Here is a 21,522-nt window from a genome sequence, read left to right as displayed (position 1 = left end):
GTTTATGAAACCCACATGTGGCAATGAGAGTCCCTCCCGGGGCACCACCACATGGTTTCTGGATTTCCCAGGAAATCCAGAAACCCACAAAAAACCGGCCTTAGGGCCGGTTTTTTGTTGCCTGCGATTTGCCCTGCCGGGTTTTGGCAGTGCCCCCTCACCGCCTCAGGAACAGCTACCTGTGGCGGTCTTGCTGACATAGGCGCGTCCCGTGGCGCTGACATTCACCACGCGCTCCTGGGCACCCGCGCTGGGAGCGGAACGGCAGACGGTGATGCTCGCCTGGGTGTTACCCACGCCGGTCGGCTGGAAGTCGATCTTGGTCACGCTCGAGGAAACCTTGAAGCCTGTCGGCGCAGCGGGGTGTTTATCGAGCACGGTGGAGCCGGAAATGATGATCCAACCCTGATCCCAACCACCTGAACCGCAGCTGCTGCCGTCGCTGGACACGCACATACTGGTCACAGCGTTGCGCTTGATCGCTTCGCTACGCCCCATTGCCACGCCCGCCACCAGATCGTTGGCGCTGGCCTTGAGCTTGCTGGCCAGCGTGGCATCGCTGAGCGACGGTACGGCAATGCCGACCAGGATCGCCAGCACCGCCAGGGTCACCATCAGTTCCAGCAGGGTAAAGCCGCTGGCCAGGCCTCGGGAAATCGCTTTCATGGTCAGCCCCTATCGCTCGATATCCCAGAACACCCAGGATTTCGGCCGAGTACCCGATGCCGGCGGAACCGCTTCGCAGCCCTGCAGCGAGGAGTCAGTGGCGCATGGACCACCGCCGATGATGAAGGGTTTCTGCGTTCCGTCATCAAGCTCCACAACGCCCGCCACGGGTGACGGCGGCAGGCCGCCACCGGCGATCACCTGGAAGCGATCACCGTTTCCCGAGGCATTCAGGTAGTTGATGTTGTAGTTGCGCGCCGTCCCGAGACCGACGCAACTGGTGAGGCTCGCCACTTGTGGTGCGTGGGTACTGAAGATGATGGTGTCGAACAGCAGCAAGGCCGAGGTCACCACCTGTTCAGTCGGTGCCAGCGCGAGGTACCAGCCTCTCGGATAGTTGGCGAGGTCGGCATCGCTAGGAGTTCCCGAGCCGGTGATAGCCAGCAGTGAAGCGTTGCAGATTACGTTGGCGGCGCACGCGGCATTCTGGGAGGTCAGCCAGGTCGAATCGCTCGGTTTGTCCCGTAGGGTGTAGAAGCGGTTCGAGACAGTGGCGGCGGAGGTATAACTGAGCAGCGGCTTCTCACGGTCCCCCGAGCCGAGAATGATGATGTATTCGCCGTTGCTGGCGGCGACCTCGGGGCCGTACAGGAACTTGCGGTTCGCCGTGCAACTGGCAGCCGCGTCGCAGCCCAGCGCGGCGATCTTGGTGATGGTCCAGTCCGCCGGTGCGGTATCGCCGATGGGCGTGGCGGCGTCGAGCCCGGAAATCCGGTAGACATTGCCACCCAGGTCGGCCGCATAGCCGAAGACAGCCTGGCCGGCGCTGTTGGTGACGATGGTCACATCGCCTACGACGCCGCGGTCGGTGGTGAAGATCTTCAGCGCGGTGCCCGTATCGGCATCCAGCATATAGATGCGGCGGCCCTTGGAAGACGAAGTGCAGGTGTTCGGGTCAGCGTCCTCGCAGTTGTCATAGCCACCACCCATGGCCAGGATGGTCGAATTGCCGCCGCCATGGCCAGCCGCCTTGAGGGTCGTCGGCGTCGCCCAGGTCTGCCCGATATCGCTCAGGTCGGTGGAACAGCCGGTGTCGTTGGTCAGGTTCGGGCAACCGATCTTCCATTTCAGGCTGGGGCTGTTCAGCGTGGTTACATCGAAGGCATACAGCGCCCGCCCTCCGCGACGCATGGCGGCGTAGATCCAGGTACTGGTGCCCTGACGAACCGTGGTGATCGAGCCATCCATGCCGTAGGCCTTGGGCTGCGGCGTCGGCGACCCCGTGGTATGGCCGGGGAAGGCAATGGTGACGCTGTTGTCGCGCAGGCGCTTGATGTTGGGGTAGAACTCCGGCGGCATGAACGACCAGATTTCGTTGCCGGCCGGCACCGAGCCAATGGCAGCGGTACGGTTGCCGTTGATCGCCCGCAGCAACCCGTCATTGCCGCCGTAATAGACGACCACCTGCGGCGCCCCTGCAGTGCCATAGTTGATCGCCGCCGGCCGCGAGTGAACCACGTCGCCATGCACCGTGGAGCGGACTTCGGTCAGGTTGGCGTTGGTGTTCTCGTCCTGGTTGTCGGCACCCCGTGCCCAGTTGATCAAGGTATCGCGCTCGGTGGTGTTCGCCGTGCCCAGCAGGCCGATGGCCGTCCCATTGGCGGTGTCAAAGTTGGTCAGCGCGGTGCAACCGGAAGCGCTGCAGGTCTTCACGGTGCGCGTGCCGCCCTGGCGCAGGCGATAGGCCTGGGCGCCCTTCTCGACGATGTTGCCGTCGGGATAGTTGGAAGCATCCGCCCCCGTTACCGTCAGGCAGCCGCCCTGCGGCTTGAATGCCCAGTAGTTGTCCGTCGTGCTCGGCGTCCAGAAGCTGCGTGCGCATTCGGTGATGAAGCCGGTACTGCTGTTGATGGCGCTGCGGTCGTCGGCATCCACCGTCTTCAACGCACCACCGACCATGCCCAGCTTGTACTGCTTGAGGTTGCCGGGCCAGCGCGGGAAGGAGTCGGTGTCCGGCCGGAACATGCCGACGAACACCTGGTTCAGGTAAGTGCTCTGGGTATTGACGCTGACCGGCAGGGTCACCGAGGCGAACACACTGTTGGTCGCCTGGATTTCGGAGAAGATGGCGTTCAGCGCGTCGGCGATCTGGCTGCCGCTGGAGGTCACATCGAAATACTTGCCGCTGCTGACGTTGGCCATGCTCTTGAGCAAGGCGGTCCAGCCAGGCCCCTGCCCTTGGGTATCCTTGTTGATATCCACGGTGTAGGTGGTGATGGCCAGACGGCTCTTCTTCATGAAGCGCGCCCACTCGTCGGCCACATTGTCCTGCGAGCCACTGGGGGAGATCGGGATGGCGGTGGTACTGCCGCCTGCCGCGCTCAACGCGTCAGTGGCCTGTTTGATGTCGTTGGTGTTGTCCTGCGCCGCACCGTTGCTGATATAGATGATGAAGTTCTTCGCGCAGCCGGCAACGATAGGGGTTACGTAGGGCGAGCCATCCTTCGATGGCAACGCATTGCCCGCCAGGGCGTAGATGGCCTTGGAGGACGCGGTACCCGAGACGTTACCGACGTAGTCGGTCTTTACCTTCTTGTTGCCCGAATTGGGCGCGCTGGCCGAGTAATAGAGCCAGGCCTCCTCCATCGCCTTGCTGATCTTGCCGCCGTTGGACTTGTCGTCCCCCACGTCCAGGCTGTTCACCAGCGCCTGGTACTTGGACTTGTTCGCCGTGTCGAACAAGCGGATGGCAGCCCGGACATAGGCGCCGTCGTCGCCCTTGTCGCCACCGCCAGTCTCGGTGAACATCATCAGGCCGACGCGGAACTTGTTTGCGGTCAGCCCATTGATCACCGATACCAGCGCGGCCTTTTCATTGTCGAAGGGCGTGTTCCAGTTGGCGGTGTTGTCGAGGACGATCAGCACGTTCGGCGCATCCGTCGAGTTCGGCGGCGTGCCGATGAACAGATCGATGTCCTCGGCAAAAGCCGTGATCGATGGGAGACATAGAACGCAGAATGCGAGCATCTGCCGAAGGATCGTGAGACTGCCCTGAGTGTTCATCTTCATGCTCCGCACACGGTCTGCTTCTGCGTATCGGTGAGCTGCACACGCACACCCGAGCGCACCTTCACTGCCGCTCCGGTCACGGCATCGGTCACTGTCGCATGCAGTTCCCAGACGGTGTTCCAGTCCTGGCTGCACATGTTCTGCGTCTGCTGGCCACAGAGCGAAGACCCGGCACTCTGTTTCGCGCTCAGGCAGATCGGGGCCGCCATCGACACCTGATAATCAGTGGTACCGTCGTTGTTGATGTCGACATCCAACTGCTCCGCCGTCGGCGCAGTGGTGAACGCTGACCCCAGCACCCGTTCGATGCCGATGTTGGCGGAAGCGATGGCCTCGTTGCGGAACTGCATATTGCCCACCGCCTTCAGGTTGGTGCCGCTCAGGTTGTAAGCGCTACCCACCATCAGCATCAGCATCAGCAACATCACCAGGGTGATCACCAGGGTCGCCCCCTGCTGGCTTCCCTTGCTGCGGTATGTCTTCATGGCGTTTGCCTCCGCCGGGATACGTTCACCAGCGTGGCGCTGGAAGTGAACAGGTGCCGTTTGTAGCCATCGGTAAAAGGCCCCAGCGTGGTGGAGCCCAGTGCGTAGGTCATTGCGGAGCTGTATCCCGGCGTCGCCGAGCGGGTGCGAGCCAGGATGAAGAGGCGGGCGCCCACCACATTGATCAGCTCATCCTTCGTGCAGGAGCCGGCCCCGCAATGGATGAAACTGTCCGGCGAGCCGTCGCCGCGATTGGTCGGAGAAGTCCTGGTGCCGTCCGCCCAGTGCACGCCAAGGCGGTAGTCCACCAGGTCCCCCGAATCACTCACACTGTCGATACCCAGTTCAACGCGAAACGCCTCGATCCCCTCGATCAGAGGTACCGGCGGTTGCAGGGCGTTAACCGGGCTGGCACCGCCGGAGCTGTCGAAAGAGGAGCGCACCAGGGTAGGAATGCCATCACCCGCCGTTACCGCGTAGTCGCGCACGTAGTACAGGTCCATGACGAACTTGCGGCGCTCGGCAAGGGTCGTGCAATCGCGGTTGTGCAGGACGAAGCCGGACGTCCCGAACTCATAGGGCGTGGCCACTTCGCCGTCGCAGAAAGAAGCCTGGAAGTACACCTTGCCGGCGGACAACGCATCGCAGTTGCCGACCCCGGGTGAACAGGTTTCCACGTGCCGGACCACCAGCACGTCGGAGTTGCTCGCCAGATCGCTGACCACCGCAGAGCAACCGGCCGGCACAGCGGAATAACTCTGCACGACGATCCCCAGTGCGTTGGTCCGGTCCTGCAGCGTCCAGCTGGCAAAATCGGCACACACCGGCGGCAGCGCGTCCGGCACATCCATCGGGTCATCGTCGGAGGAGAGATCGTCGAACTGGGGCACGTAACCGTTCCAGAACCCCGCGTGGGCAAGGTCTTCCTGGATTAGCCCGACGGCAAAGCGGCCGTTCTCGATCAACGCATTGGTCTTGGCCATGTCGTCGTTGGTGCGACTCAGGTTCAGGTAGAGCGACAGGACACCCGCCATGATGATCAAGCCGATGGTGACAGCGACCATCAGCTCCACCAGGGTGAACCCATACTGCGGCTTTGTGCGGCTCATAGCGTCGCCACCCGCACGACCGTGGTCACTACGCGACGACAAAGATCATTGCTGCAACCCATGCTGCCGTCATAGCTCCCGCTGGCGCACGCGACACTGGAGGGTGGCGCCGAAATCGGGCTCATGCCCTGCCAGGCGACTGTGATCATGTATTGATTGCTACCCAGCGACTGGATGCAGCCCCGGCCGCCCAGCATGGCGCCGGCCTTGACGTTACCCCCCCCTATCTCCGCCGCTCCCTGCAGGCTGTTGCACCAGTCGGCGAGATCTTCCTGCTGGCGAGTGCCGCTCGAAGTCGAGCAGATCATGCCCGAGCCAACCGACGAGCTGGCTCCGGTGACATAGCTGGAGGCGTTGGGGGCATTGGCCGTCATCCGGCTGGAGATGTCGTTGAGCAGCAGCAGCGCCTGGGCGCGCTGGTAGGACTCCATGTCCGACAGCTGCATGCGCATCTGCAGCTTGGCCAGGCCGAGCAATCCAAGGGAAATGATCAGGATGCTGATCAGCAACTCAATCAGGGTCACACCGCGTTGCCGGGAGGTCATCATGTCGATCACCACTTGGCCGACGGCGTCCTGCTGCCGTCGCTGCTCAGAGTCAGGTTGCCGTCGCTGGCCTGGGCGCCGCTCGGGGTAAAGGTAATGGTGAAGGTCGGCGGCGTGCCGCTGCCCACAGTGATGTCGTAGCTGTAGTTGCCCGACACCTCGCCGGGCAACGCGTAGCCGCCGCTTTCCAGTACCGACTTGCTGGCGTACGCGCGATTGGCCAGCAGGAGCTGCTGCTGGCGATTGGCGATATCCATCATTTGTGCCTGGGCCGCCGAACGCTTGCCCCGGATGACGTACTGCTGATAGCTGGGGTAAGCAATAGCAGCAAGGATTGCAACTATCGCCGCGACCACCATCAATTCGATCAGGGTAAATCCACGGGAACTAGAAGGCATTATCCAGACTCTCTTTGACGGGGCCTTTTTCAAAGACTCTATTAGTTAAATGGCGAATCGCCACCCCGCCGACCCGGTAATTCAATACCAGTCGTCGCATGCGGCTTCGATATATATAAAAATAGCTAGCGGAAGCGCTGCCAAATTCAGCGCGCCAAAATACCAGCACACCAGAAAACACGGGGCATTAGAGCGAAATCTAACATGACCATCAAGGATCATTCCTGATGCTTTCAGTACCAAACTTGACACACCCTCAAACTAATTCGATAGCAACTACCGAACAACCGTACCAACTATAAAATTCGCATGAATAAATTGTGAAAAAAATGTCATCGCCACCCCATGATTAACACTAAAGTTTGTAATTACTTGCATGCACACAATTAGAAAACCCGAACCCCGGCGATAAATAAGGCGAACACCTGAAACCCAGAAAGTTACTCCCCCACTATTAATTAGCTAACTACCGAGTCAACTCATTCAAGTGCAGGCCCCAGGTTTGGGCGCGGAAAATCGCTTTGCTTAACAAGGAAATCTCGCCACCCTCCCGCCCCGGCCAGGAGGGATGCTCGAAAAGCAGGCTTCAACGCTCGCCCTTCCGCTCCTGCAAGCCCTGGACGAACGTTGCCAGCGGCATGGGCCTGTCGAAGAGATACCCTTGCAGCACCTCCACGCCACGCCTGGCCAGGTAATCCCGCTGCTCAGCGGTTTCCACTCCCTCGGCGATGATCATCAGGTCCAGCTTGCCGCACAGTTCGACGATGCTGTCGAGGATGTGGGAGGACAGCGCATCCACACCGATCATCGCCACGAAGCTCTTGTCGATCTTCAGCGCGTCCACCTTGAAGCGATGCAGATAGGCCAGGCTGGAATTACCGGTGCCGAAGTCATCGATGGCCAGGTAGACGCCCAGGCCGTGCAGATTGTCGAAAAGCTCGTCGGTCAACGCGCTGGAGACAATCAGCTCGCGCTCGGTCAGCTCCAGGGTCAGCTCGGGACGATGGGGCAGGAAGCGCGCCTGGAAGTCCCGGCAGTCATCGAACAGGCCCGGCTGCGTGCAGTGCCGAGCACTGATGTTGAAGCTCAGGTGAAAGCCGTCGCACAACAGTTTCCCGTGAGGCGCCAAGCCATCGGCGACCTGACGCATCAGCTCGCGGGTCATCGGCACGATCAGCCCCGAGCGTTCGGCCATGGGAATGAACAGGTCAGGGCCGACCATGCCCTCCCGAGGATGAATCCAGCGCATCAGGACTTCCGCGCCTACCCAGCGGCCATCGCGGGCGTCCACCAGCGGTTGCAGGTAGGGCACGAACTCCCCGGCCAGCAAGGCACGCTCCAGCTCCAGGCTCGGCTTGGCCGAGCGCCCCCACAACCAGTAACAGGCGATACCCGAAACGCCGCCGAGCATCAGCATCAGCGCTACCAGCGGCAGCGCTTCCTTGCGGATATGCTGCCACTGGGCTCCCCTGGGGAAGCCACCTATGACCCGGTAGGGGAAGCGCTCGGACGCCTGCTCGACATGCCCGAGCGGCAATTGCGCCGGCTCGCCGTCGAACACACGGCCCTCCTCGTCCATCCATTGCCGGCCGACCTGCAATTGCAGGTCGCTGAGCTGATCGACCAGTTGCAGGGTATTGCTCAGATAACGGCCATCCACGGTAGCGAGGGCGGCATTGCTCCCTTCCACCCGACGCAGGATCAGCAAGGCAGAGCTCGGCGTCACTGAATTGCCCGCCATCATTCGCAACTGCCCATTCACATACTGGCCTGGGTCCAGACGTTCCTCGAACTCGCCGAACAGCGACGTGCAATAGATGTCGTCATTGCGAGTCAGGTTGACCGATCGGACGAACGGCACCACGGCAACCTGTTCCCTCAGCACCTGGGTCGCGTCATCGCAGGATTCATCAGCGTGCAGCAGGGCCGCCCGAGCGGCCCCCGTGGCGTTGCCCAGCATCACATCGAACAGTCGCACCGCCTCGTTCGAAGCGGCGCGCGCCTCCACGGACAGGGTCCGCAGGCTCTGCCAGTAGATGATGAAGCTGCCCAACAGCAACGGCAGCAGTGCCATGGAAAGGGAGAAGACCAGTCGGGGCAGCAGCCTGCGCCGAGAGTAGTTGCGTAGCGGCATCCTTGATCCTTGCTCGACAGCGCCACGACCTGCGACGCATTGCCACTCCCCCACGGGCAGTGACGTGCCTTGAGCTTAGAACAGCCTCCGCCGCCGGGCGGCGCACGGCGGAATCCGTATAATCCCCGCCCCATACCTCCTGATCGCCACAGAAGACCCCCATGTCCAAGCCGCAGCAGCTCCAGCCCGTGGGAGACTTCCCACCCGCCACGCTCCTCCGTCGCTTTGCCGCGATGTTCTACGACTTCCTGCTCTGCGTGGCCTTGCTGATGGTGGTCACGCTGATCTACCAGCAAGGCTTCCTGCGCCTGATCTATGGCAGCGAAAAGCTCCGGCTACTGGCCGACCAGGGCGAGCTGACCGGCGACCCACTGCTGTCGAGCCTGCTGTTCATCAGCGTGTTTGCCTTCTTCGCCAAGTTCTGGACCCATAGCGGCCAGACCCTGGGCATGCAAGTCTGGGGGGTTCGCGTACAGAACGCCAATGGCACGCGGATTACCCTGATGCAGGCGCTGCTGCGCTTCGTTATCGCCATCGCGTCGTGGGGCTGCGCCGGCCTGGGCTTCCTCTGGATGCTCTGGGACAAGGACAAACGCACCTGGCAGGACCGCTACTCGGAAAGCGTGGTGATCCAGATTCCCAAGGCAGTGCGAAAGGCGGCACAAGGCCGCTGATCCACGGGCACAAAAAAGCCGGCGATTGCCGGCTTTTCTGCTTTGGGTAGGAGCGGGCTTGCTCGCGAGCAAAACCCACTCGGTGCCAGGAGGTTCGCAAGCAAGCTCGCGCCTACGCAGGCACGTCAGCCAGCCCTGCGTAACAACAAGGTACCGAGGAAGGCGCAGATCGCCGCCGGTACCAGTACCGCCAGTAGCGGCGGGAAGTTGAACACCTGGCTGGACGGACCGAGCAGGTCCTGGGCGATGCGGAAGGTGAAGCCCACCAGCACGCCGGTGAACACGCGCTGGCCGAGGGTCACGCTGCGCAGCGGGCCGAAGATGAACGAGATCGCCATCAGCACCAGGGCGGCCGTGACCAGCGGTTGCAGGATCTTGGTCCAGAACGCCAGCCAGTAGCGGTTGGAGTTCAGACCCTGGTCCTGCAGGTAATGGATGTAGCTCCACAGGCCGGTGATCGACAGCGCTTCCGGCTCCATCACCACGGTATTGAGCAGTTGCGGGCTGAGCTGGATGTTCCAGGTCTCGCTCGGCTGGTTCACCACCTCGCTGCGCTTCTGCGCAGCATGCAGCACGGTGGTGGTCACGTCCTGCAGTTGCCACTGGTTGTTCTCGAAGACGGCCTGCCGAGCGAAACTCGCGGCCTGCAGACGACGGTTGTCATCGAAGGTGTAGCGGGTCACACCCAGCAGTACGCCGTCCGGGCGCACCACGTTGATGTGGATGAACTCATGGCCCTGGCGGTGCCACAGCCCCGACTTGGAGCTTTGCGAGCCATTGCCGCTCTGGGCCAGGGCCCGGCCACTCTGGGCAGCAGTTTCGGTGTAGGGGATCACGTACTCGCCGACCAGGATGCCGGCGAACATCAGCACCAGCATCGGCTTCATCACCGCCCAGACGATGCGCTGCAGCGAAACGCCGGCGGCACGCATGATGGTCAGCTCACTGTTGCTGGCCAGGGTGCCCAGGCCCACCAGGCAACCGATCAGCGCCGCCATCGGCAGCATGTCGTAAGCCCGGCTCGGTGCGGTGAACAGCACGAACTTGAGGGCTTCGGTCAGGGTGTAGCTGTCGTCGATCTGCCCCAGTTGGTCAACGAAGGCGAACAGCTCGGCCAGGCCGAGGATCACCCCGAGCACGGCGAGGATGGAAACGAAGACGGTCGTGCCGATGTAACTATCCAGCTTACGCATGCTTCAGCTCTCCGCCCGACTTCGCTCGCTTGGCGGCCAGCTTCAGACGCAGCGGCTCCCAGTACAACAGCAGCAGGCCGATGGCGAGGAAGATCCCGTGGATCCACCACAGGCCCAGCGCCATGGGAATCTTGCCCTTGTCGAGCATGCCGCGCCCGGCGATCAGCAGCGCCAGGTACGCCATGTACAACAGCACCGCCGGCAACAGCTTGAGGAAGCGGCCCTGGCGCGGGTTCACGCGCGACAGCGGCACCGCCAGCACGGTCACCACGAACACCAGCAGCGGAATGGACAGGCGCCACTGCAGCTCGGACTTCATGCGCGGGTCGTCACTGCCCAGCAGCTCGGAGGTGGGGATGGCGTCACGGTCGTCGATCTCGCTGCTCACTTCCGGCTTGGGCAGCAACACGCCGTAGGTGTCGTACTTGATTTCGCGGTAGTCGGCCTGGCCCGGGGTGCCGTCGTAGCGGTAGCCGTCCTTGAGGATCAGGTAACGGCTGCCGTCGGCATGGATTTCCTGCACGCCCGTGGTGCCGACCAGCACCGAAGTGCCGCCGTCCTTGCCATTGCGCGGGCGGTTCTTGTCCGAGATGAACACCCCGCCCAGCTCGGTCCGTTCGTTGGCCAGGGTTTCGGTATAGGTCACCCGCGAGCCGTCGCGCATCGACTGGAAGCGCCCCGGAGCCAGGGTATCGAACTCGGTCATGGCGTCCTGCTTGTTCAGCAGCAGCTGCATCTGGGTGATGCCCTGGGGCGCCAGCCACAGGCTCAGCCAGGCCACCAGCAGGGCGATGAACAGCGCCGGCGCCAGGGTGATGGCCAGCAGGCGCTGCTGGCTCATGCCGGTGGCGGTGAGCACGGTCATCTCGCTGTCCAGGTACAGGCGGCCATAGGCCAGCAGGATGCCGAGGAACAGGCCCAGCGGCAGGATCAGTTGCAGGAAGCCCGGCAGGCGCACGCCCATGATCATGAACAGCGACCCCGGATCGAGCAGGCCTTGGGCCGCCTGCGCCAGGTACTTGATGAAGCGGCCGCTCATGATGATGACCAGCAGCACGGCGCTCACCGCGCTCATGGTGATCAGCACTTCACGGGACAGGTAACGGAAGACAATCAAACCGGACACTCCAGGGTTGTCACGCTCAGGCGGCTGCGCTCAAACTAGCCGCCGTGAAGCATTGCCGGGTGCGCGCGGACGCGACCCAGCGCAAATAGCCGGCATTATCCTGCGATTCGCCAGGCCTGTCACTGCGCAGTCCACCTTCATTCGCAGACCATTCTGCTCTTTGTCCCGGGGACACTCAGCCATGGAATTCCTTGTAAAAAGCGTACGTCCGGAAACTCTCAAGACCGCCACCCTGGTCATCGCGGTAGGCGAAGGCCGCAAGCTCGGCGCTACCGCCAAGGCCGTCGACGAAGCCACCGGCGGTGCCATCGCCAACCTGCTCAAGCGCGGCGATCTGGCAGGCAAGGTGGGCCAGACCCTACTGCTGCAAGATTTACCCAACCTTAAGGCCGAGCGCGTCCTGCTCGTCGGCGCCGGCAAAGATCGCGAACTCTCTGACCGCGCCTACCGCAAACTGGTTTCCGCCGTCCTCGGCAATCTGAAGAGCCTGGGTGGCGCCGACGCCGTCCTGGCCCTGGGCGACCTCGCCGTGAAAGGCCGCAACGCCCATGGCAAAGCCCGTCTGCAGGTGGAAACCCTGGCCGACGGCACCTACGTCTTCGACCGTTTCAAGAGCCAGAAGGCCGACGCGCCGAAGCTGAAGAAAATCACCCTGCTCGCCGACAAGGCCGACGCCGCCACCGTCGAGCAGGGCGCCAGGGAAGCCCAGGCCATCGCCAACGGCATGGCCCTGACCCGCGACCTGGGCAACCTGCCGCCGAACCTCTGCCACCCGACCTTCCTCGGCGAGCAGGCCAAGGCGCTGGGCAAGGAATACAAGGGCCTCAAGGTCGAAGTCCTCGACGAGAAGAAACTGCGCGAACTGGGCATGGGTTCCTTCCTCGCGGTCGCCCAGGGCAGCGACCAGCCACCGCGCCTGATCGTGCTGCAGTACAACGGCGCGAAGAAGAAGGACGAAGCCCCGCACGTACTGGTCGGCAAGGGCATCACCTTCGACACCGGCGGCATCAGCCTGAAGCCCGGCCTGGGCATGGACGAGATGAAGTTCGACATGTGCGGCGCCGCCTCCGTGTTCGGCACCTTCCGCGCCGTGCTGGAGCTGCAACTGCCGATCAACCTGGTGGGCGTGATGGCCTGCGCCGAAAACATGCCCAGCGGCGGCGCCACCCGTCCGGGCGACATCGTCACCACCATGAGCGGCCAGACCGTCGAAATCCTCAACACCGACGCCGAAGGCCGCCTGGTGCTGTGCGACGCGCTGACCTACGTCGAACGCTTCAAGCCGCAGTCGGTGGTCGACATCGCCACCCTCACCGGCGCCTGCATCGTCGCCCTGGGCTCCAACACCTCAGGCCTGATGGGCAACAACGACGCGCTGGTCAAGCAACTGCTCAAGGCCGGTGAAGTCGCCGACGACCGCGCCTGGCAACTGCCGCTGTTCGACGAGTACCAGGAACAGCTCGACAGCCCGTTCGCCGACATCGCCAACATCGGCGGACCGAAGGCCGGCACCATCACCGCCGGCTGCTTCCTGTCGCGCTTCGCCAAGAAGTTCCACTGGGCGCACCTGGACATCGCCGGCACCGCCTGGATCAGCGGCGGCAAGGACAAGGGCGCCACGGGCCGCCCGGTGCCGCTGCTGACCCAGTATCTGCTGGACCGCGCCAAGTAATGGCACAGTGCAATCTGCCGAAGGGATCGAACGCATGACCCGGGTCGACTTCTACGTCATCCCCAGCGCCGATCCCGACGCACGCCTGAGCATCGCCTGCCGCCTGGCCGAAAAGGCCTGGCGGCAAGGCATGCGCATCTTCGTGCTGTGCAGCGACGAGGCCCAGCGCGACGCGCTGGACGCTCGGCTGTGGAACTTCCGGGGCGAAACCTTCATCCCACACAATGCGGTGGAAGAAGACGCCGACTCGCCGATCGTACTCGCCCTCGGCGAGCCGCCGGAAAGCCACCGGGACCTGCTGATCAACCTGACCCTGGCCATCCCCGCCTTCGTCGACCGCTTCAACCGGGTCGCCGAACTGGTGATCGAGGAGCCGGCGATTCGTCAGGCCGCGCGGGAGAATTTCCGTCGCTACCGCGAGCAGGGCTATCCTTTGCAGGACCATCGCCTGCCGCGCCCTTGAGAGCGTCTCCGTCAAGACCATGGACAACCGCAATCCCCCGCACGACCCCGACCACCTGCTGGAAGACCTGAAGAAGATCCAGGACCTGCTGGACGAGTCGGGCGCCGAGCCGCCGCTGCTCACCGAATCCTTCGAGCCGGACAACATCCCGCTGCTCTCCGACGTCGTCACGCCCGCGCCCCAGGCGCCGGAGCCGCCCGTCGTCCAGCCGGCCGAACCGAACGCCGCTTCCGAGGCCAACGAACTCAACCGCCTCGACCTGGAACTGCGCGCCGCGGCGCAGTTGATCCTGCAGGACGTCCTCGACGACTTCGCCCCGCAGATCGAAGCCGAACTGCAGCGCCGCCTGGAAGCGCGGATGCAGCGTCTGCTGGCTCAGCGCAAGGGTTGACGGCCCACACCTACCAGATCATCCCACCATCCACACGGCCTCGCGCCCATCGCGGACGGAGTCCGTTCCTACGCACCATTTACCTGTAGGAGCGAGCTTGCTCGCGAACCGGGCTTCGCAGCGGGGGGTTGTTCGCGAGCAAGCTCGCTCCTACGAAGAGCCCACCTATCCATCCCCGACTTTGGCTTTGGAAAAGACTTCCAGAGAAACATCCGCACACTCCGGAATGCCCCTTTCAGGAGGCCTCGTTGAAGTGGAGCTTCAGGGGTTGAGCGGCATGGATGCCGCGAGAGCCGCGATGGGCCAGGGATGGCCCTTCGTGGGGGGACGCCTAGTTCGGGCCCCTGAAACTTCGCTTCAACGAGGGCATTTTTCGCCTAAGCGAAAAACCGGATGGAGGGGCAAGCCTTCTTGGTTACTTCTTCGGCGCTTGGAAGAAGTGACTCGCCGAGGGGCGAAACAAGAAGCTCGAGCGCACGCCAAAGCGGCGTAGGAACACCTAAGCCCACGCCCACAGCATCCCGTTAGGTGCCAGCCCAAGCAATCGCGCCAGGGCACGCGCCGGCCCTGCCGACGGATCGCGGGCACGGCCCGCTCCTACAGTCGAAGATCGGTCTGCTGCTACACCGATAAGCCCCCGGTGGCCTGAGCCCCCCGCCTCCCGCTATACTCAGCGGTTTTCCGTCTAGCCTTACAGGGTCCCGCCGCGCTCATGGACAAGACCTACCAGCCCCACGCCATCGAATCCCACTGGTACCCCCTGTGGGAGAAAGAGAACTACTTCGCCCCGCAAGGTTCCGGCGAGCCGTACACCATCATGATCCCGCCGCCGAACGTCACCGGCAGCCTGCACATGGGCCACGGCTTCAACAACGCCATCATGGACGCGCTGATCCGCTACCGCCGCATGCAGGGCCGCAACACCCTGTGGCAGCCGGGCACCGACCACGCCGGCATCGCCACCCAGATGGTGGTGGAGCGCCAGCTGGCCGCCCAGGGTATCGCCCGTCATGACCTCGGCCGCGAGAAGTTCCTGGAGAAGGTCTGGGAATGGAAGGACCAGTCCGGCGGCACCATCACCCGCCAGATTCGCCGCCTGGGTTCCTCCGTGGACTGGTCGCGCGAGCGCTTCACCATGGACGAAGGCCTGTCCAACGCCGTGAAGGAAGCCTTCGTGCGCCTGCACGAGGACGGCCTGATCTACCGCGGCAAGCGTCTGGTCAACTGGGACACCAAATTCCACACCGCCATTTCCGACCTCGAAGTGGAGAACCACGACGAGAAGGGCCACCTCTGGCACCTGCGCTACCCGCTGGCCGACGGCAACAAGACCGCCGACGGCAAGGACCACCTGGTCGTCGCCACCACCCGTCCGGAAACCGTGCTGGGTGACAGCGCCGTCGCCGTGCACCCGGAAGACGAGCGCTACGCCGCCCTGATCGGCACCTTCATCGACCTGCCGCTGGTAGGCCGACGCATCCCGATCATCGCCGACGACTACGTCGACCGCGAGTTCGGCACGGGCTGCGTGAAGATCACCCCGGCCCACGACTTCAACGACTATGAAGTCGGCAAGCGCCACGACCTGCCGCTGATCAACATCTTCGACAAGGATGCCGCCATCCTCGCCGTCGCCCAGGTGTTCAAGCTCGACGGCAGCGTCAACACCGAGCTGGACGCCAGCCTGCCGGCCGCCTATGCCGGTCTCGACCGCTTCGTCGCGCGCAAGCAGATCGTTGCCGACTTCGAGGCCGCTGGCCTGCTGGAGAAGATCGACGACCACGCGCTGAAAGTGCCCAAGGGCGACCGCTCCGGCACCGTCATCGAGCCCTGGTTGACCGACCAGTGGTACGTCTCCACCAAGCCGCTGGCGGAACCGGCCATCGCCGCCGTGGAAGACGGCAGCATCCAGTTCGTGCCCAAACAGTACGAGAACATGTACTTCAGCTGGATGCGCGACATCCAGGACTGGTGCATCAGCCGTCAGCTGTGGTGGGGCCACCGCATCCCTGCCTGGTACGACGACGCCGGCAACGTCTACGTCGGCCGCAACGAGGCCGAAGTGCGCGCCAAGCACAACCTGGGCGACGCCAACCTGCGCCAGGACGAAGACGTCCTCGACACCTGGTTCAGCTCGGGCCTGTGGACCTTCTCCACCCTCGGCTGGCCGGAACAGACCGACTACCTGAAGACCTTCCACCCCACCGACGTGCTGGTGACCGGCTTCGACATCATCTTCTTCTGGGTTGCGCGCATGATCATGCTGACCATGCACCTGATCAAGAATGGCGATGGCAGCGCGCAGATCCCGTTCAAGACCGTCTACGTCCACGGTCTGGTGCGCGATGGCCAGGGCCAGAAGATGTCCAAGTCCAAGGGTAACGTGCTCGACCCGCTGGACATCGTCGACGGCATCACCCTCGACGAGCTGCTGGAAAAACGCACCAGCGGCATGATGCAGCCCAAGCTCGCCGAGAAGATCGCCAAGCAGACCAGGGCCGAGTTCCCCGAAGGCATCGCCAGCTACGGCACCGACGCCCTGCGCTTCACCTTCTGCTCGCTGGCTTCCACCGGTCGCGACGTCAAGTTCGACATGGGTCGCGTCGAGGGCTACCGCAACTTCTGCAACAAGCTGTGGAACGCCGCCAACTTCGTCATCGAGAACACCGATGGCAAGGACACCGGCGTGAATGGCGAGCCGGTCGAGCTGTCCTCGGTGGACCGCTGGATCATCTCCGCCCTGCAGCGCACCGAGATCGAAGTCGCGCGCCAGCTGGACGCCTTCCGCTTCGACCTGGCCACCCAGGCTCTCTACGAGTTCATCTGGGACGAGTACTGCGCCTGGTACCTGGAGCTGGTCAAGCCGGTGCTGTGGGACGAGAACGCACCGGTCGAACGCCAGCGCGGCACCCGTCGCACCCTGGCGCGCGTGCTGGAAACCGCACTGCGCCTGGCACACCCGTTCATGCCGTTCATCACCGAGGAAATCTGGCAGCGCATCAAGGCGTCTGCCGGCAAGAGCGGTGACACCCTGATGCTGCAACCCTGGCCGATCGCCGACGAGGCGAAGATCGACGCCGCCGCCGAAGGCGACATCGAGTGGGTCAAGGCACTGATGCTGGGCATCCGCCAGATCCGTGGCGAGATGAACATCTCCATGGCCAAGCGCATCGACCTGGTGCTGAACAACGCATCGCCCGAAGATCACCGCCGTCTGACCGACAACGAGCCGCTGCTGATGAAGCTGGCCAAGCTCGAAACCATCCGCGTGCTGGACGAAGGCGAAGAGCCGCCGATGTCCGCCACCGCGCTGGTCGGCGATCTGCAGGTGCTGGTGCCGATGGCCGGCCTGATCGACAAGGCTGCCGAGATGGCGCGCCTGGACAAGGAAATCCAGCGCCTGGAAGGCGAAGTCAAACGCGTGGGCGGCAAGCTGTCCAACGAAGGCTTCGTCGCCAAGGCCCCGCCGGAAGTGATCGAGAAGGAACGCGCCAAGCTCGCCGAAGCCGAGCAGGCCGTGACCAACCTGATCCAGCAGCGCGAGAAGATCGCCAGCCTGTAAGCCCCACCACAAGGCCCGCCAATGCGGGCCTTGTGCTTTTCGCAGCTCTCTGTAGGAGCGAGCTTGCTCGCGAATCGCCCAGCTCCAGGCCTGTTCGCGAGCAAGCTCGCTCCTACAACAGGCCGATGAGCCCGGGCGCGCGGCTACCCAGGCCGGCTAAGGGAACATCAGTACACCGCCCCCACCGGGTACACGTAGGCATTCACGTCATGGAACGGCGTGCGCTCGAAGAACCATTGCAGGCGCGCCTGGGCGTCCTTGGCGAAGGCCTTGTCGTCCTTGAGCTTCTTCTCGAACTCGGCCTTGAGCTTCGGGTCCTCGGCGAGCATCTTGCGCGCCATCGGCTCCATCACGTACTCCTCCGGCTCCTCGGCGACCACCAGGGTCGAGTTGAAGAAGCCCCAGGACCAGAACGAGTCCGGGCTTTCTGCCGTCAGCAGGTTGACCGCCAGCACGCCCAGCGACTGGTCGGTGTCGATCACCACCGAACCCGCCGGGTAGGTCTGCAGACGCTGGAACGGTTTGCCCACACCGCTGACCAGCAGATGCCCCTCGTAGCCGGGAATCTCGTTGCTGGCGGCGCGATCCGGCTCGAAGCCACCGGCCAGCTTGATGTCATCCATGCGGTACAGGGTCACTTCCATGGGCGTGGCCTTGTCCAGGGTCTTCATCTGGATGCCGTGGGCCTTCAGGCGCGCAATCACCTCGCTCCATTGCACCGGCACCACGTACTGTTTCGGCCGCTTCACCACCAGGTCCGGCAGCGAGTTGTCGGTGATCGGCACGTTCAGTTGCTTGGGCTTGTTGCTCCAGACGATGCTCTTCTTGCCGGTGATGGGCGACACCTCGTAGCGGTAATCGCCCACGGTGAACGGCGTGTGCTGCGGGTCGCCCGGCTTCCAGGTGAGGATCACCTCTTTCTGCGCCGCCAGCCGTTCGCGGTCCTTGCCAATCGCCTGCTTCAGCGAGTCGGCGTTGTCGCCGATCACCTGGAACATCGCCTTGAGCATCACGTAGTTGCCCAGCACCTGGGTTTCGTACGGGTGCAGCGCGTGCTGCTCGATGAGGATCGACGGCACGTTGCGGATGTCGCCGTATTGATTCGAGAAGCGCGCCAGGTCGGTGCGGTACGGGTAGTAACCCTGGGTCGGGTCCTGGTTGTCGTTGAAGCTGATGCACTCGTGGACCACGTGCCCGTCGCCCTCCAGCTCCTTGTACACCGGGCCGCGCATCACCTTGTCCATCCACTCGCTGGAGGCTGGCGACCAGCCGTTGCCGTTGTGGCAGTAAGAGCTGTCGTAGGGGTACATGGCGCCGTCGGTGGAGTGGGTGTCGGCGAAGAAGCTCAGGTCGTACTGGTTGAACACCGAGGCGACGTTGCGGATTTCCGCGCTGTCGAGCTTGGTGAAGTCGCGGTTGAGGTTGTAGTTCAGGCCGTTCACCCGCCAGCCAGTGACGTCCGGGCCGTTCTGGTTGATCCGCCCGTAGGGGCTGCGGCGCAGATCGCCGTCGATGTTCACGGTGGGGATGAAGAGGATGTTGACCTTGTCCAGCAGCCCGGCCAGCGGCTTGTCACCGGTGGTCATGTCGCGCAGCAGCATGAACATGGCGTCCTTGCCGTTGGCCTCGCCGGGGTGGATTTCGGCCTCGACGAAGATCGTCGGCTTGCCGGACTTGTTCAGCCCCGCTGCCGACTTGTCCGCCTCGCGACTGGCGGTCACCAGCAGCATCGGCTCGCCGGTGGCGCTGTTCTCCGGCAGGTCGCTCAGGGTGATGGCGCCGCCGGAGGCATCGGCCAGTTTCTGCAGCCAGGCGCGGGTCTGGTGGTAATCGGAGGTCTGCTTGAAGTCGGTGGACTCGGCCAGGGTGATCAGCGGGTTGTCGGCCTTGGCGATGTACTTCGTGCTGGTGAGCTTCTGCTCGAACATCGCCGGGAGGATGCGGGTCTTGGCGGCGGCGCTGTAGCCGCTGTCGTCGATATACCCCGGCGCCGAAGGCAGGGCGGCGTACAGGGGCAGGCTGGAAGTGGCGAAGAGGCTGGCGAGCAGCGCTCGGGACGAGAGGTGGTACATGGGAGGTTCTCCTGTTGCAGCAATATCGTCCTGCGGACGCGTCCGCGCCCGTGCATCAACCATAGCCAAACATGGGGAAATGCCAGCGCGGTTCGTCGTCGCGCCCGCTCTGGCATGCGCCTCCCTCAAGCGCCGTTCATTCCCCGGAGGAATGACCTTGCGAAGAATGCTCGCTTGGATCACCGCGCCGGTTCGCCGAAGATCAGCGCACAGCTGCGCCCTGCTCCCCAGCCAAGGAACCCCAAGCCCATGTCCGATACTCCGGCCCGCAACGGCGGCCAGATCCTCGTCGATGCCCTGCTGCACCACGCGGTGGACACCGTCTACTGCATCCCCGGCGAAAGCTACCTGCCGGTGCTCGATGCCCTGCACGATGCCAGCGGCATCCAGACCATCGTCACCCGCCACGAAGGCGCTGCCTCGAACATGGCCGATGCCTACGGCAAGCTCACCGGCCGCCCCGGCATCTGCTTCGTTACCCGCGGGCCGGGCGCGACCCACGCGGCCAACGGCGTACACACGGCAATGCAGGACTCCACGCCGATGATCCTCTTCATCGGCCAGGTGGAAAGCGCCTTCAAGGGCCGCGAAGCCTTCCAGGAAGTGGACTACCGGCAGATGTTCGGCGGCCTGGCCAAGTGGGCCACCGAGGTCGACGACATCCGCCGCCTCCCCGAGATCATCGCCCGCGCCTTCCGGGTCGCCCAGTCCGGGCGACCCGGCCCGGTGGTGATCGGGCTGCCGGAGGAAGTGCTGTTCGGCTCCGCGCAGGTCGCCGACGTAGCACCAACGCCGATCACTCGCCCGGCCCCCAGCGACAACGCCCTGGCAGAACTGCGCGAACGCCTGAGCCAGGCCCGGCGCCCACTGCTGATCGTCGGCGGCACCGGCTGGACACGGCAGGCGTGCGAGCAGGTTCGCGCCTTCGCCCGCGCCAATCGCCTGCCGCTGGTGGCCTCGTTTCGCCGCCAGGACCTGATCGACAACCGCGACGAGCAGTACGCCGGCCAGTTGGGCTTCGGTGCCTCACCCAAGCTGACCGCGCGCGTACAGGAAGCCGACTTGCTGATCGTGCTCGGCTCGCGCCTGAGCGAAACGCCGACGGCCGGCTACACCTTGATCCAGAGCCCGCGCCCGACGCAAAGCATGGTCCACGTCTACCCCGACGCCAGCGAGCTGGGCCGCGTGTACCAGGCCGACCAGAGCATCCAGGCCGGCATGCCGGAGATCGCCGCCGCCCTGGCCGCCCTCCCCCCCATCGTCGATGCGCCCTGGGCGGAGTGGGCTGCGGCTGCCCGTGCCGACTACCTGAGCTACATCACTCCGCCGCAGTACGCCGAACCACCGCAGGGCGTGGACCTCGCACAAGTGGTCGAATACCTCAACGAAACGCTGCCGGACGACGCGGTGATCAGCAATGGCGCCGGCAACTACGCCGTCTGGGTGCACCGTTTCTACCGCTATCGCTCGCCGCGCAGCCAGCTCGCGCCCACCAATGGCGCCATGGGTTACGGCTTCCCCGCCGCCATCGCCGCCAAGCTGCGCGACCCGCAGCGCAGCGTGGTGTGCTTCGCCGGCGACGGCTGCTTCATGATGTATCCGCAGGAGCTGGCCACCGCCGTGCAGTACGGCGCAGCGCTGACCGTCATCGTGGTCAACAACGGCATGCTCGGCACCATCCGCATGCACCAGGAGCGCGAATACCCCGGCCGCATCAGCGCCACGCAGCTGCGCAACCCCAACTTCGTCGCCCTCGCCCACGCCTTCGGTGCCCACGGTGAACTGGTCGAACGCACGGAAGATTTCGCCGCCGCCTTCGAGCGCGCCCAGGCCAGCGGCCGGCCGGCGCTGATCGAACTGCGCACCGACCCGCAGCAGATCACCCCGGTCGCACGGCTGCCCTGAGGACTTCTCGCTTCACACGCAGGCCGGCAAGCTTCGCTAAGCTGCACCGGGTCAAGGC

16 protein-coding genes are annotated in these 21,522 nt (G+C 64.0%); 6 read left to right on the top strand and 10 right to left on the bottom strand.

Annotated features, from left to right (window positions below; translation table 11 throughout):
* Positions 1 to 165 precede the first annotated feature (165 nt).
* The 7 genes from CTR55_RS22085 to CTR55_RS22055 form a co-directional block, all read right to left on the bottom strand.
* Positions 166 to 666 (bottom strand): GspH/FimT family pseudopilin, encoded by a 501-nt coding sequence (locus tag CTR55_RS22085; RefSeq protein WP_296289355.1) that lies wholly within the window; start codon positions 664 to 666, stop codon positions 166 to 168.
* 9 nt (positions 667 to 675) lie between these two features.
* Complete coding sequence (locus CTR55_RS22080; RefSeq protein ID WP_296289353.1) at positions 676 to 3,729, bottom strand: PilC/PilY family type IV pilus protein; 3,054 nt, start codon at positions 3,727 to 3,729, stop codon at positions 676 to 678.
* Between the two features lie 2 nt (positions 3,730 to 3,731).
* Positions 3,732 to 4,220: a hypothetical protein gene (locus CTR55_RS22075; RefSeq protein WP_296289351.1), complete on the bottom strand. Its 489-nt coding sequence runs from the start codon at positions 4,218 to 4,220 to the stop codon at positions 3,732 to 3,734.
* Positions 4,217 to 5,329: a PilW family protein gene (locus CTR55_RS22070; protein ID WP_296289350.1), complete on the bottom strand. Its 1,113-nt coding sequence runs from the start codon at positions 5,327 to 5,329 to the stop codon at positions 4,217 to 4,219. The genes CTR55_RS22075 and CTR55_RS22070 overlap by 4 nt, the downstream gene beginning before the upstream one ends.
* Positions 5,326 to 5,877: a type IV pilus modification protein PilV gene (gene pilV / locus CTR55_RS22065; RefSeq protein WP_296289348.1), complete on the bottom strand. Its 552-nt coding sequence runs from the start codon at positions 5,875 to 5,877 to the stop codon at positions 5,326 to 5,328. Before pilV ends, CTR55_RS22070 begins: the two co-directional genes overlap by 4 nt.
* Before the next feature lie 5 nt (positions 5,878 to 5,882).
* A complete protein-coding gene (locus CTR55_RS22060) occupies positions 5,883 to 6,272 on the bottom strand; it encodes a type IV pilin protein (RefSeq protein ID WP_296289346.1) in 390 nt (129 codons plus the stop codon).
* 586 nt (positions 6,273 to 6,858) lie between these two features.
* On the bottom strand, positions 6,859 to 8,406 hold the full coding sequence (locus CTR55_RS22055; RefSeq protein WP_296289345.1) for a cyclic diguanylate phosphodiesterase: 1,548 nt from the start codon (positions 8,404 to 8,406) through the stop codon (positions 6,859 to 6,861).
* A 161-nt stretch (positions 8,407 to 8,567) separates the two neighbouring features.
* Here CTR55_RS22055 and CTR55_RS22050 point away from each other — a divergent pair, with 161 nt between their 5' ends.
* Positions 8,568 to 9,080: an RDD family protein gene (locus CTR55_RS22050; RefSeq protein WP_296289343.1), complete on the top strand. Its 513-nt coding sequence runs from the start codon at positions 8,568 to 8,570 to the stop codon at positions 9,078 to 9,080.
* A gap of 125 nt (positions 9,081 to 9,205) precedes the next feature.
* On the opposite strand, the gene lptG is transcribed toward CTR55_RS22050, so the two are convergent.
* Complete coding sequence (gene lptG / locus CTR55_RS22045) at positions 9,206 to 10,273, bottom strand: LPS export ABC transporter permease LptG (RefSeq protein ID WP_296289341.1); 1,068 nt, start codon at positions 10,271 to 10,273, stop codon at positions 9,206 to 9,208.
* Positions 10,266 to 11,390: an LPS export ABC transporter permease LptF gene (lptF, locus tag CTR55_RS22040; RefSeq protein WP_296289340.1), complete on the bottom strand. Its 1,125-nt coding sequence runs from the start codon at positions 11,388 to 11,390 to the stop codon at positions 10,266 to 10,268. Before lptF ends, lptG begins: the two co-directional genes overlap by 8 nt.
* 190 nt (positions 11,391 to 11,580) lie before the next feature.
* On the opposite strand from lptF, the gene CTR55_RS22035 reads away from it, so the two are divergent.
* From CTR55_RS22035 to CTR55_RS22020, 4 genes are all read left to right on the top strand, one after another.
* A complete protein-coding gene (locus tag CTR55_RS22035; RefSeq protein WP_296289338.1) occupies positions 11,581 to 13,071 on the top strand; it encodes a leucyl aminopeptidase in 1,491 nt (496 codons plus the stop codon).
* 34 nt (positions 13,072 to 13,105) lie between these two features.
* Positions 13,106 to 13,534, top strand: coding sequence for a DNA polymerase III subunit chi (locus tag CTR55_RS22030; protein ID WP_296289336.1), 429 nt, complete (start codon positions 13,106 to 13,108; stop codon positions 13,532 to 13,534).
* A gap of 19 nt (positions 13,535 to 13,553) precedes the next feature.
* Complete coding sequence (locus tag CTR55_RS22025) at positions 13,554 to 13,925, top strand: DNA polymerase III subunit chi (protein WP_296289335.1); 372 nt, start codon at positions 13,554 to 13,556, stop codon at positions 13,923 to 13,925.
* 712 nt (positions 13,926 to 14,637) lie between these two features.
* Entirely contained in the window at positions 14,638 to 17,487 is a 2,850-nt protein-coding gene (locus CTR55_RS22020; RefSeq protein WP_296289333.1) for a valine--tRNA ligase, read from the top strand.
* A 167-nt stretch (positions 17,488 to 17,654) separates the two neighbouring features.
* On the opposite strand, the gene CTR55_RS22015 is transcribed toward CTR55_RS22020, so the two are convergent.
* Positions 17,655 to 19,559, bottom strand: a complete 1,905-nt coding sequence (locus CTR55_RS22015; RefSeq protein ID WP_296289331.1) for a M14 family metallopeptidase — start codon at positions 19,557 to 19,559, stop codon at positions 17,655 to 17,657.
* A 249-nt stretch (positions 19,560 to 19,808) separates the two neighbouring features.
* Here CTR55_RS22015 and CTR55_RS22010 point away from each other — a divergent pair, with 249 nt between their 5' ends.
* Positions 19,809 to 21,464, top strand: a complete 1,656-nt coding sequence (locus CTR55_RS22010; protein WP_296289329.1) for a thiamine pyrophosphate-binding protein — start codon at positions 19,809 to 19,811, stop codon at positions 21,462 to 21,464.
* The last annotated feature ends 58 nt before the right edge of the window (positions 21,465 to 21,522 follow it).

Source organism: Pseudomonas sp., assembly GCF_002796985.1.
In the GTDB taxonomy this organism is placed as follows: domain Bacteria; phylum Pseudomonadota; class Gammaproteobacteria; order Pseudomonadales; family Pseudomonadaceae; genus Pseudomonas.
Note: the sequence above shows the minus strand (reverse complement) of the source record. Positions and strands in the feature narration are given on the sequence as shown.